This is a genomic window from Desulfobacula sp. (genome assembly GCF_021107415.1).
Genome location: NZ_JAIOSW010000009.1, coordinates 1 through 12,418 on the forward strand (window position 1 = coordinate 1; position 12,418 = coordinate 12,418).

The 12,418-nt window shown below is 39.4% G+C and carries 14 protein-coding genes; 10 read left to right on the top strand and 4 right to left on the bottom strand.

Translation table 11 applies throughout. From position 1 onward, the window contains the following. Positions 1 to 604 precede the first annotated feature (604 nt). From aroF to trpA, 8 genes are read left to right on the top strand one after another with little or no spacing between them, the layout of a single operon-like run. Positions 605 to 1,468 (top strand): 3-deoxy-7-phosphoheptulonate synthase, encoded by an 864-nt coding sequence (gene aroF, locus K8S13_RS00330; RefSeq protein ID WP_291459610.1) that lies wholly within the window; start codon positions 605 to 607, stop codon positions 1,466 to 1,468. Beyond that, positions 1,459 to 2,973 (top strand): anthranilate synthase component I, encoded by a 1,515-nt coding sequence (gene trpE / locus K8S13_RS00335; protein WP_291459611.1) that lies wholly within the window; start codon positions 1,459 to 1,461, stop codon positions 2,971 to 2,973. The genes aroF and trpE overlap by 10 nt, the downstream gene beginning before the upstream one ends. Then, positions 2,970 to 3,548, top strand: a complete 579-nt coding sequence (locus K8S13_RS00340; RefSeq protein ID WP_291459612.1) for an aminodeoxychorismate/anthranilate synthase component II — start codon at positions 2,970 to 2,972, stop codon at positions 3,546 to 3,548. Before trpE ends, K8S13_RS00340 begins: the two co-directional genes overlap by 4 nt. 11 nt (positions 3,549 to 3,559) lie before the next feature. Further along, the gene (gene trpD, locus K8S13_RS00345; RefSeq protein WP_291459613.1) at positions 3,560 to 4,579 is read left to right on the top strand and encodes an anthranilate phosphoribosyltransferase; all 1,020 of its coding nucleotides are present in this window, start codon (positions 3,560 to 3,562) and stop codon (positions 4,577 to 4,579) included. A 10-nt stretch (positions 4,580 to 4,589) separates the two neighbouring features. Continuing rightward, positions 4,590 to 5,387, top strand: a complete 798-nt coding sequence (gene trpC / locus K8S13_RS00350; RefSeq protein ID WP_291459614.1) for an indole-3-glycerol phosphate synthase TrpC — start codon at positions 4,590 to 4,592, stop codon at positions 5,385 to 5,387. Between the two features lie 39 nt (positions 5,388 to 5,426). Continuing rightward, positions 5,427 to 6,128 carry a phosphoribosylanthranilate isomerase gene (locus K8S13_RS00355; protein WP_291459615.1) on the top strand — a complete coding sequence of 234 codons (702 nt, stop codon included), beginning with the start codon at positions 5,427 to 5,429 and terminating at the stop codon, positions 6,126 to 6,128. After that, entirely contained in the window at positions 6,125 to 7,321 is a 1,197-nt protein-coding gene (gene trpB, locus K8S13_RS00360; protein ID WP_291459616.1) for a tryptophan synthase subunit beta, read from the top strand. The genes K8S13_RS00355 and trpB overlap by 4 nt, the downstream gene beginning before the upstream one ends. Positions 7,322 to 7,337: 16 nt before the next feature. Then, positions 7,338 to 8,138: a tryptophan synthase subunit alpha gene (trpA, locus tag K8S13_RS00365; RefSeq protein ID WP_291459617.1), complete on the top strand. Its 801-nt coding sequence runs from the start codon at positions 7,338 to 7,340 to the stop codon at positions 8,136 to 8,138. Positions 8,139 to 8,309: 171 nt separating this feature from the next. Here the strand turns inward: trpA and K8S13_RS00370 are convergent, their stop codons facing one another. After that, positions 8,310 to 9,194, bottom strand: a complete 885-nt coding sequence (locus tag K8S13_RS00370; RefSeq protein ID WP_291459618.1) for an EamA family transporter — start codon at positions 9,192 to 9,194, stop codon at positions 8,310 to 8,312. Between the two features lie 65 nt (positions 9,195 to 9,259). Continuing rightward, complete coding sequence (locus K8S13_RS00375; protein WP_291459619.1) at positions 9,260 to 9,643, bottom strand: hypothetical protein; 384 nt, start codon at positions 9,641 to 9,643, stop codon at positions 9,260 to 9,262. A gap of 198 nt (positions 9,644 to 9,841) precedes the next feature. On the opposite strand from K8S13_RS00375, the gene K8S13_RS00380 reads away from it, so the two are divergent. Continuing rightward, on the top strand, positions 9,842 to 11,272 hold the full coding sequence (locus tag K8S13_RS00380; protein ID WP_291459620.1) for a PLP-dependent aminotransferase family protein: 1,431 nt from the start codon (positions 9,842 to 9,844) through the stop codon (positions 11,270 to 11,272). On the opposite strand, the gene K8S13_RS00385 is transcribed toward K8S13_RS00380, so the two are convergent. Together K8S13_RS00385 and K8S13_RS00390 are read right to left on the bottom strand one after the other, a co-directional pair. Then, positions 11,267 to 11,644, bottom strand: a complete 378-nt coding sequence (locus tag K8S13_RS00385) for a hypothetical protein (protein WP_291459621.1) — start codon at positions 11,642 to 11,644, stop codon at positions 11,267 to 11,269. The two genes, K8S13_RS00380 and K8S13_RS00385, sit on opposite strands and share 6 nt — an antisense overlap. Continuing rightward, a complete protein-coding gene (locus K8S13_RS00390; protein WP_291459622.1) occupies positions 11,595 to 11,903 on the bottom strand; it encodes a hypothetical protein in 309 nt (102 codons plus the stop codon). The genes K8S13_RS00385 and K8S13_RS00390 overlap by 50 nt, the downstream gene beginning before the upstream one ends. A 262-nt stretch (positions 11,904 to 12,165) precedes the next feature. On the opposite strand from K8S13_RS00390, the gene K8S13_RS00395 reads away from it, so the two are divergent. Next, positions 12,166 to 12,418 (top strand): DUF1302 family protein (locus K8S13_RS00395; protein WP_291459623.1); only part of this gene is annotated, 253 nt, incomplete at its 3' end.

Below are 12,418 nucleotides of genomic sequence, written 5' to 3' on the forward strand. Positions count from 1 at the left end.
GTCTGATTATTATGGCAAACTTGCCGGTCGAACGGTTGGTTCGTACCGCGCAGCGGTGCGGGCCAATTGTTCGACGTAGTCAACTCACGCATTCGTGCCGCGGAGCGGCACGAACCATTTATTATCATGTCTATTTGCCTTGATATTGCCATATAGACCAAATATCAAGGCAAAGCACTCTATCTTTTTTCTATCATTTTCATGACGTTGCCAATTATCCTGATGTCTTCAAAAAAATATAAAAAAGCTTCCTGAAAAAAGCAAGAATAATATCAGGAGTCTTGTAAGCCATTATCAGGGTAATCGCAAACAAACAGGGTGAACAATTTGAACCCAACAAAAAAAATAAAAACAATTGACAAAAAGAACTCGGTTGAGTTAACCTTGTTTGAAATTTTAATTAAGGGCAAAAATATTTAATAATGAATACAGAATTTACAAATAATAGTTTTGAGACTTGGAGCGGCTGGTGGTGGCTTTGCGGCAGTAAAATGTGCTGACGGTTGTCTATATTTGTAATTAAATAAAATAAAAACTTAAAAGAACCCTAGGCATTAAAGAAAATGCTTAGGGTTCTTTTTTTTTGGGGATAAGGAGATAAAAAATGTTGGCCATAATGAAAAAAAGTTCGTCACCCTATAAGCTTGTCAGCAGGGAATTTAAAAAACAAAACACCTGTATCAGGGTGGGGGATGCTGTTTTTGGTGATAACAGTATGCCGGTTATAGCAGGTCCATGTGCTGTGGAAAGCCAAACCCAGGTACTTTGTATTGCAGAATCTGTTAAAAAAGCCGGGGCAAAATTATTCAGAGGGGGTGCATTTAAGCCGAGAACATCCCCCTATTCTTTTCAAGGACTTGGAGAGAAGGGCCTTCAATATCTGTCAAAGGTACGGGAAGAAACTGGATTGCCGGTAGTAACAGAGGTTTTAGACCTCTTAAATTTTGATCTTGTTGAAAAACATACGGATATTATTCAAATCGGTGCCAGAAACATGCAGAATTTCAGTCTTTTAAAACGGGCGGGAAAAGCAAAAAAACCGATATTGCTGAAAAGAGGCATGTCGGCAAAACTTGCCGAATGGCTCATGGCTGCAGAATATATCATGGAACAAGGCAATCATGATATTATTCTTTGTGAACGGGGTATCAGAACATTTGCCACTCACAGCAGAAACACCCTGGACCTTTCCATTGTACCTGCTGTTAAAAAAGAAAGTCATCTTCCCATCATCGTTGATCCAAGCCATGCAACCGGGGTAAGAGATCAGGTATTTCCAATGGCCTGTGCCTGCGCAGCAACAGGTGCTGATGGTATATTAATTGAAGTCCATAACAATCCAAACCAGGCCCAATGCGATGGTGCACAGTCTTTATACCCGGATCAATTTGCTGAGCTTATGGGGAAAATAAATACCATACATAACATAGTTGGAAAAAATAATGGGAAAAGAAAACAATGCTGTTAAATCAATTTCCAGATAAAAAACAATATGTAACCCTGGCAGACAAATATAATGTTATCCCCGTTTGCATGGAGATACTGGCAGATATGGAAACCCCTGTGTCTTTGCTGCGAAAGCTTAACGATCAAAAAAAGTCCCTGTTTTTGTTTGAAAGTGTAGAGGGTCGTTCAAGATGGGGAAGATACAGCTTTTTGGGAACTTCACCAAAAAAAGAGATCCTGGTGTTTAAAGACCATATCAAAATTATTGAAAAAAATAATTCAAAAAAAATACCCCATGACAACAAACCCCTGGATGTATTGCGTAAATTTCTGGCACAATATGAACCGGCTGATATTCCGGAACTTCCAAGGTTCTGGGGAGGGATGATCGGTTATGTGTGCTATGAAATGGTTTCGTTTTTTGAAGATATTCCCAACAGGCTGCCTGATTCAAAACCAAGGGCTCATTTTATTATACCCGAGGAAATGATTATATTTGATAATGAGAAAAACACACTGACAGCAATTGTGATTTCTTTTCCGGACAAAAATACAGACAAAGAAAAAAGTTATGAAGATGCAGCCAGAAAATTAAAACAGCTTTTAAAAAAAATAAGCCTTGAATATGGGACAGTTCAAAAAAGCAAAGCCCAAAGGAATAAAGAAAAAAATATATATAAACTCAGTCCTGAATATTCTGATAATAGATATCAGGATCATGTACAAAAAATAAAAGAGCATATTTATCAGGGAGATATTATTCAGGCAGTCATTTCACAGCCCTTTGAATGTCATCATCCCCCTGACCTTGTAGAACTTTACAGAGCACAAAGATATATCAATCCGTCGCCGTATCTCTATTTTATGAAACTATCATCCACTGCCCTTGTGGGGTCTTCACCGGAAACCATGGTTCGGTTGGAAAATAATACAGCCACATTACGGCCCATTGCCGGCACCCGGCCAAGAGGTAAAAATGAACAGGAAGATCGTGCCCTTGCCAATGATCTCCTTTCCGACGAAAAAGAACGTGCTGAACATCTCATGCTGGTTGATCTTGGCAGAAACGATCTTGGCAGGATAGCAAAGACAGGAAGCGTACAGGTGACAGACCTTATGAGTGTAGAGCGTTATTCCCATGTCATGCACCTTGTATCAAATATCAGGTGTGACCTTGGACCGGGTAAGGATGCATGGGACCTGTTCAAAGCAAGCTTCCCGGCCGGGACACTTTCCGGTGCCCCCAAAGTACGGGCCATGCAAATTATTTATGACCTGGAAAAAGAAGCCAGGGGCACCTATGGCGGAGCAGTGGGTTATATTTCCTTTAGCGGCAATATGGATTTTGCCATCACCATAAGAACCGCATGTATAGAGGATGGAAAACTCAAAGTGCAGGCAGGTGCAGGAATTATTGCAGATTCTGATCCTGAAAAAGAACGCATTGAAACCTACAACAAGGCAATGGCTTTAGAAAAAGCATTAATGCTTGTTTCCGACCTGCAATATTCAGGAGAAGAACAATGATCGTCATGATAGACAACTATGATTCATTTACGTATAACCTTGTACAATACATCAGACAAATCGGAGAAGAGGTAAGGGTATTTAGAAATGATGCGGTTACACTAAAAAAGATATCTGATTTAAAGCCTTTTGCCATCATTATTTCTCCGGGTCCCGGTCTTCCTGGATCTGCCGGTATCAGCCTTGATGTGGTTAAAACCTTTTCGGGAAAAATCCCTATCCTTGGGGTCTGCCTGGGCCATCAGACCATAGCAAGCTCCTTTGGAAGTAACATCATCCCTGCAAAAAAAATTATGCATGGGAAAACATCACAAATAAGCTGCGACGGGAAAAGCATATACCAGGGGTTTAAAAAACCATTCCAGGCAATGCGGTATCATTCCCTTGCTGTTCAAAAAGAAAGCCTGCCGGATTGCCTTGTCATTACGGCAACGTCCGATGATGGAGAAATTATGGGGATAAGACATATTTCCCATAATACCGAAGGGATTCAATTTCATCCCGAGTCTATCATGACAACATCAGGGAAAAGACTGTTAAGAAATTTTATTAATCATATTCACAAAAAAAAATAAATGAGGACAACATGTTCAAAAAAAATCTAAATAAAATAATTTCAGGCAAAGACCTGACAGACACACAAATGGGTGAAATGATGGGTGAAATTTTTTCAGGCAGGATCACTGATTCCCAGGTGGCCGGATTTATAACTGCCCTTGCCACAAAGGGGGAAACCATTGAAGAACTTTCTGGGGCAGCCCAAATGATGAGAAAAAATGCAATTAAAGTTCAGGTGATGGGACATGATACGGTTATTGACACCTGTGGTACAGGCGGCGACAGCGCTGATACCTTTAATATTTCCACAACCACCGCCTTTGTTGCAGCAGGCTGCAATGTCATTGTAGCCAAACATGGAAATCGCTCTGTTTCCAGTAAATGCGGCAGTGCCGACCTTGTTGAAGCATTAGGCGTCAACCTGGATATTGATCCGGAAATTGTTGAAGAGGCCATTGCCCAGATAGGCATTGGTTTTCTCTTTGCTCCCAGACACCACAGTGCAATGAGATTTGCAGCCCCGGCAAGACAGGAACTGGGCATAAAAAGTATTTTTAATATGCTGGGACCCCTTTCAAATCCGGCCGGAGCAAATTGCCAGCTTCTTGGCGTTTATGCACCTGAACTGACTGAAATGTTTGCCCTTGCCTTAAATAAACTGGGAACAAAAAAAGCCTTTGTTGTTCATGGCCATGATGGATTGGACGAAATTTCCGTGTGTGCACCCACAAGGGTATCAGAACTGAACCAGGGGCAGATCAAAACCTATGATATTTATCCTGAAGATTTCTTTGAAACCTTATCAGACCCTGAAGATATCAAGGGAGGAGACCTTAAAACCAATTTGCAGATCACTAAAGATATATTAAACGGTAAAAAAGGCCCCAAAAGAAATGTGGTATTGATAAATGCCGCTGCAGCCCTTGTTGCTGCCGGAAAAGCAGACAATTTAAAAGAGGGCATCCTGATGGCAGAAGATTCCATTGATTCAAGAAAGGCAGTCACAAAACTCAATGAGCTCATTACCTTTACACAGGATAACGCTTAAGGGGTTTAAGATGGAAAAAGATTTTTTAAAAATAATTGTTGATCATAAAAAAGAAGAACTTGAATTTTTAAAGAAAAAAAGACCTGAGAATCTTCTTCGCTTAAACTCTCAAATTAAAAGAGAAATAAGACCCTTTTATGAAACCTTAAAAAAACCCAATAATATGAAATCAGGCAAAATAAATATTATTGCTGAGATAAAAAGAGCCTCACCTTCCAAGGGAGATATCCGTTTAAACCTTGATCCCGGGAAAATGGCAAAGGATTATGAAAAAGGCGGGGCCAGTGCCATATCAATTCTAACAGATGAAAAATTTTTCAAAGGAAGTGCTGATGATTTTACCATTGCAAGGAAAGCAACACGCCTTCCCATGCTGAGAAAAGATTTTATCATATCTGCCTATCAGGTTTATGACTCCTTTATTTTAGGAGCAGATGCCATTCTTTTAATTGCAAAAATTTTATCCCGGGAACAATTAAAAGACCTGCTTGCATTAACACACGAATTGAAAATGAGTGCGCTTGTGGAAATTAACTCTGAAAAAGATTTTGAAAAAGCCTCTAATTCAGGTGCACGTTTAATTGGCATTAATAATCGAAACTTAAATTCCTTTGATACGGATATTTCCACCGCAACAAGGCTGATTTCCCTTTTTAATAAAGACCAGGTTGCTGTTGCAGCAAGCGGGATATCCGGCAAAAAAGATATTAATAAAAATTGTAAAGCCGGAATTTTTAACTTTCTTATTGGAGAAAGTCTTGTGAAAGCTGACAACACTGTGAACTTTTTAAAAAGCTTAATTGAATAATTTGATTAGACAACTTGATTAAATAAAGGGCATGGGGCCATGAATAAAATTATCAAACAAATCCCGGTTAAAATTCAGGTTAAAATCTGTGGGCTGACAAAAATTGATGAGGCCCAAAAAATTGCCGCTTTAGGCGTAAATGCAATTGGTCTTGTTTTTTATCCAAAAAGCAAAAGAAATATAGACCTTGACACTGCAAAAAAAATTCAAAAAATTTTACCCTCTAATGTCTCCTGTGTCGGCGTTTTTGTGAATGAATCCTTTTCATCTATTATGAAGATAGTAAATTATTGTAATCTTGATGCAGTACAGCTTCACGGAAACGAGACAAAGGAAATGATATTAAAATTAAAAGAAGAAAATTTCAATGTAATCAAAGCCCTTTATATGGAAGATGAGCCCAATATCAAAAATGCAAAATACTATGGTGCATCTTCATATCTTGTGGAATGTCGCCCCGGCAAACTGCCGGGGGGCAATGCCCATTCCTGGGACTGGGGCAAAACAAAATCTTATAAGAATGATACGCCACTCATTTTAGCAGGTGGGTTAACACCGGATAATATAAAAGAGGCCATACTATCCTGTATGCCTGACGCAGTGGATATCAGTTCAGGAGTAGAAATTTCTCCGGGGCATAAAGATATTTTAAAGGTTAAAAATCTTTTAACCAATATGGCATGTGCCTGGGAAAAAATAACTGCACATTCAAAAGAAAAAATAAGGAAAGTTTTTTTATGACAAATAAAAGAAAAAACCCTGATTCAAATGGTCATTTCGGCCCCTTTGGCGGCAGGTATGTGGGTGAAACCCTTATGCCGGCAATTCTGGAATTGGAAGAAGCGTTTTATAAATATTCAAAAGATGAGAAGTTTATAAATGAATTATCCGGGCTTCTTAAAAATTATGTGGGACGACCCACGCCACTTTATTATGCCCAAAGGCTTTCCCGATATTTAAATGGAGCAAAAATCTATTTAAAACGCGAAGACCTGGCACATACCGGTGCTCATAAAATCAACAATACTCTGGGTCAGACGCTTCTTGCCAAATATATGGGTAAAAACAAAATCATAGCCGAAACAGGCGCAGGCCAGCATGGTGTAGCCACTGCAACCACAGCCGCCCTGTTTGGAATGCAATGCCAAGTCTTTATGGGAACACAGGATATAAAGCGGCAGGCGCCCAACGTAAAAAGAATGGAACTTTTAGGCGCCAAAATTATCCCGGTGGATTCAGGTACCGGCACTCTGAAAGATGCCATGAACGAGGCCATGCGGTATTGGGTAGGCGCCGTAAAAGACACCTTCTATGTTATTGGCTCTGTTGCAGGGCCCCATCCATATCCTGAAATGGTCAGAGAGTTTCAAAAAATCATAGGAATCGAAACAAAAAAACAAATAATAAACTTAACCGGTAAACTTCCTGACACGCTCATTGCCTGTGTCGGAGGCGGCAGTAATGCAATGGGCTTGTTCCTTTCCTTTATACCCGACAAAAATGTAGAATTAATCGGTGTGGAAGCCGCCGGCAAAGGACTTGATACGAATAAACATGCTGCAACCTTAACCAAAGGATCAGTAGGGGTGCTTCATGGATCAAAATCCTATGTGCTTCAGGATGAATTCGGTCAGATCAGCGAGGCATATTCAATATCAGCAGGCCTTGACTATCCCGGCGTAGGGCCGGAACATGCCCTATTGAAAGAGTCTAAAAGAGTCTCCTATCTTTCCATCACCGACGATGAGGCATTGGATGCCCTGATAACATTATGCAGATATGAAGGCATAATTCCAGCCCTTGAAAGTTCCCATGCCCTTGCCCAGGCAATGAAAACAGCAAAAGAAAAATCACCACGGGAAATTATAATTGTAAACCTGTCCGGCAGAGGTGACAAGGACCTGGAAACCGTTCTTTGTTTTGAATCAAAATAATATTAAGGAACAAGTAATGAATAGAATAAAAAAGAAATTTGATGAATTAAAAGAAAAAAAAGAAAAAGCTCTGGTCGGCTTTCTTACCGCAGGAGATCCTGATTTTTCAAAATCTTTAGCCATTATCACAAAGATGTGTGACGCCGGACTCGATGTGTTGGAACTTGGCATTCCATTTTCCGATCCCACAGCAGATGGCCCTGTCATTCAAAGGTCTTCTGCAAGATCCCTTGCAAATGGAATCCATATATCAAAAATACTGAAGATGACAAAAAAACTTAGAAAAACAAGTGACATTCCCATTATTTTATTTACATATTATAATCCTGTTTTAGCCTTTGGTATTGAAAAATTTTACAAAGAAGCCAAAAAGGCAGGGGCAGACGGTACACTTGTAGTGGATCTGCCTTTGGAAGAATCAAACGAAATGACAAAATTCTGGGAAAATGATAATTTTTCTTTAATCCGTTTGTTAGCACCCACAACGCCAAAAGAGCGTATGGAAAAAATTTTAAAAACTGCTGCTTCCGGATTCATATATCTTGTTTCAAAAACAGGAGTTACAGGAAGCGATGGCATTGATGCTTCAGAGGTTTTAAAACAAATGAAGATGATACGTTTAGTTTCTAATCTTCCGGTATGCGTGGGATTTGGAATTTCCACATCCAATGATGTATCCCGGATAGCATCCTTTGCAGACGGCGTTGTCATTGGAAGTGCCTTTGAAAGACTAATAGAAAACAATATGAACAATCCCGAACTTCCATCAATCATTGCTGAAAAAGTGAAAGAATACAAAAAAGCCACTATTGTTTAAAAAAGGTGGCATTGTTCTCGGCGTCTGTTGAAGCGCTTGGTTCTGCCTTGGCGTCAGCACATTGACCTTACATAACGCTTGCCAATGAACTGGAACCTGATTCACCATTTGCTGTTCATTATCAGTGGCTCAATAGTGTCTGACTGAAAACCTGATTTTTTTTTAAGGGGATCAAAAAGAAGAAAGCCGTGGTTTGCTCAAAGCTAAAAAATTGCCTCCAATAACAAGTAACAAGCCCAGAACTGCAGAAAAGTTCCAGGAATACCCTTCAAAGAATGAGGAAAGAATCAATGCCACCACCGGAACCACCATAATGGTATAAGATGCCTTATCTGCTCCTATAGAGCCGATAAGGGTCAGATAACTTCCAAAGGCGATGATGGATCCGAAAACGGACAAATAAAATAGAGAACCAATATAAGGCATAGAGACTGTAAAGGAAAACTCTTTGCCTAAAAATAGGGCTATCACTGCCAGCAGAATGGTTCCATATCCCATTCCAAATGCATTTGCCTGGATTACCGGAATTTTGTTTTTGGTATTCCTGGCCGAGGTAATATTACCCAATGAGGCAAGAAAAACACTTATAAATCCGATAAAAAGCCCAAAGACGCCTTTGTCGGACAGATCAAAGGATTCTATTTCAGGCATAAAAATCATGACAATACCAATGATACCAAAGCCTGCCCCGGTCATCATTTTTTTCTCTACTGCTGCACCAAGGAAGATAGATCCATTGGCAATGTTCATAAACACAATTGAAGAAAATAAAACCGCCACAAGGCCGCTTGTCAGGTATAATTCCGCCACATAGACAAGCCAGTAATTAACAGAGAACAGCAAGGTTCCCAGAAGGGCCATGAACAAATGTTCCTTTAAAGAAAACTTCAACTTAAGCCCTTTCACATAACAAAAAAGCATCAAGAGTGATGCTGCAAGTCCAAACCTGTAAATAACGGATACCATAGGATCCACAGAGCCCAGCTGATATTTAATGGCAAGCCAGGTTGATCCCCAGACTAAAACGGTTATGATATAGAGTATGATATTTCTCATTTTAGTTTCTGACCTTTAGGTTATTTTTTCTTTTTATTTATAATTCACAAAAGGTGATAAGTTTTCTACAACTCTGCCAGAGCCTGTGTACGAGCTTCAACAAACGCCTCCACCGAAAGTGTAACATCCTTTGCGGTTGTCGCCCAGGAGCAGACACTAATCCTGATGACAGTTTTATTATTCCAGGAAGAACCACCACACCAGCATATCCCGTTTGATTGAATATTTCCCAGGACTGCACAGGTCAGCTCTTCATTATCGCAGGAGATCAAAACATGGTTAAAGACAACATCGTTTGATACTATAAAGCCATTCTCTTTGAGCTGTCTTGCAAATTGTTGCGCTTTTTCACATAAATTGTTAATTAAGCATTCAATTCCATATCTTCCAAAAAACTTCAAAAGGATATACAAGCCGTTGGTTGACAGTCTCCATATAGTCATATGCATATGATTTGACCTGCTCAAACAACGCTTTGCTTTCGATCTGGGAGCGGATAATCCCATTTAAGTTTATATTATTGTCTGACATTGTTTAGATTCCTCTACATATCCATCTTTATATTGATTTTTTCTAAAGTATATATTAAAAAAGTCACAATAACAGATACAGAATCCTACAAAAATAGCCATAACAGAAAAAAAATTATGACCTCCTCAATAAACTTCAGATATGTAGCCCTTGCAGATGAAATCCAGGACAACATTTTAAAAGGTATATTTACACCGGGTGAAAAACTACCCTCCTTAAGAAAGCTCCATAATCAGTTAGGTCTCAGCGTCTCCACTGTTCACCAGGCTTACATAGAACTTGAAAAAAGAGGAAGAGTTGAAGCAAAAGAAAAATCAGGGTTCTATGTCAAAGCACTCAATAAAAACCCTTTGTGCAACCCAGTCCCTGAAAAAGTTGTTACCAAACCCTGCCGGGTTGTGGTCAATGATCTTGCAGAAACGATTATCTCAGATCTTCAACGTGATGATATCCTTCAATTGGGAGCAGCTATCCCTTCCAGAGAGCTGATGCCATTAAAACAATTGTCAAGAATTATAAAATCAATGCCGGCAGATTTATTGCAGCGTCACATCTCAAACTATGATTTGTGCACTGGAAATTTGGAGCTTAGAGAGGAACTCTCCAAAAGGATGCTGGGACTTGCCTGCTCCATCTCAACAGAGGATATTATTACAACCAATGGTTGCCTTGAAGCCGTTACGCTTTGTTTACGAGCCGTGGCAAATCCCGGGGATACGATTCTGGTGGAATCACCTGTTTTCCATTGTTTTTTACAGCTTATTGAAGATTTAAATCTTTATGTTATTGAAATCCCGGGCTGCCCGGAAGAGGGAATTGATCCCAAAGCATTTGAAAAAACCATTGCTTCAAATAAAATTAAGGCCTGCCTGCTGGATTCTAATTTTCAAAATCCTTTGGGATCAGTCATATCAAAAGAAAATAAAGCTGCTATCATCCGCATGGCTGAAAAATACAATGTTCCTATTATTGAAGATGATATATACGGGGATCTTTTTTTTGAAGACAAACGGCCGACCACATTTAAAAGTCTGGATAAAAAAGGCATTGTATTGTATTGCTCTTCTTTTTCCAAGGCGCTTGCTCCCGGATTAAGAACCGGTTGGACTATTCCGGGTAAATATAAAGACATAGTTATTCGAATGAAGCTCAATACTGCCATTTCAAATTCCAGTATCAACCAGGCTGTTATTGCCAAGTTTCTAAAAACCGGGGCCTTTGACCGACATTTAAGGCAATTGAGAAATAAGCTTAAAAACCAGGCATCTGCCATTGCCATTGCCGTATCTAAATATTTTCCCGATGATACTCAGATTACATTTCCAAAGGGTGGTATGTTTATCTGGGTTGTTTTAAACAAAAAAATTGATTCCATGAAAATTTACCAGAAAGCGTATCAAAAAAAGATATCCATCCTTCCGGGAATTATTTGCTCTTCTTCTGACCGATATAAAAACTGCCTGAGAATCAATTGCGGTGTCAAATGGAGTCAGCGCCTTGAAGACGGAATCAAAACCCTGGGACAAATTATCAAGAATCTTTTATAAATAAGAAGTTATACAGAACATCTCTTCCCCTGGGCCAAACTGATTGACATTTATCCTGGGACAGTTTTTCTGCAGGTAATCACCTGTTATGGGTGAAGTCTCAAAAGCAAATAAAGATGCAGATTCCATTACATTTTTCAGAGCAAGAGGAGATTCCGGCGTTGAAAGAAGGATGCTCTCAGTTAAAATTGCAATTTGCTGCTGGTTCGTTGGAATTTTTCTTGCCTGGATATAGATTCCCTTTATAGAAGCATCTTTAAGTATCCCCCAGGCAACAAAAGACTGGATAACATAACGGGCAAACCGGCTGATGGTTTCACGGTCACCATAATGTTCCTTTATCTCCCCTGCCACCCAAACGGTGGGCTTCATCCACAATGATCAGGTCCCAACCGGCAGTGACAAGGTCCTCAAATCGTCTACTGTTATAGTCTTCAATTTTTTCTTTCCCGGGGTAACTTTTTCTTTTTGCATAGGAACGGAATATGCCGAAAAGTTCATCTGTTTGAGATTGTCCGCTTTGTTTTATTCTTGAAGGTTTTAATAGAATGCCATCTGGAATAGAGATGAATTCTATATGGTCCCCAATATCAATTTTATACTTGCGCCTCAGATCAACAGGGATAATCATCTGTCCTTTCCAATAAAAAAAGCTTGACAAAAAGAAATTTTCTTTATACTGATCTATAACACTATAACAAAATAACACTATATCTTTATGTGAAAACTACTCGTTTGGGTGGTGTTATTTTGGCCTATTATGGTTAACACCATAAAAAGTAAAGCACATTGACTACTTGCCCATATTTAGGAATAGACACAATGTTACTAAATATTTTTATACAAAACTTACACTTAAAACAAATAATTATATTAGGAGGAGGAATGATCAAATGAGCTTTTTTCTAACAAAACGCAACATCTGCCAGGCAACATTTTTATTTTTAATGGCCGCAATGCACCTTTTATGGGGTGTGAGCACAACTTACGCTGTTCAACTCTACGATGACAAGGGTTATACTATTAATTTGGACACCACGCTTTCATGGGGGGCAAAATGGCGCCTTGATGACCGTGACCCGGATTTGATCCACGTCATAAATGGTGGAAACAAAGCAGGTGCCAACGGTGATAACGGAAACCTCA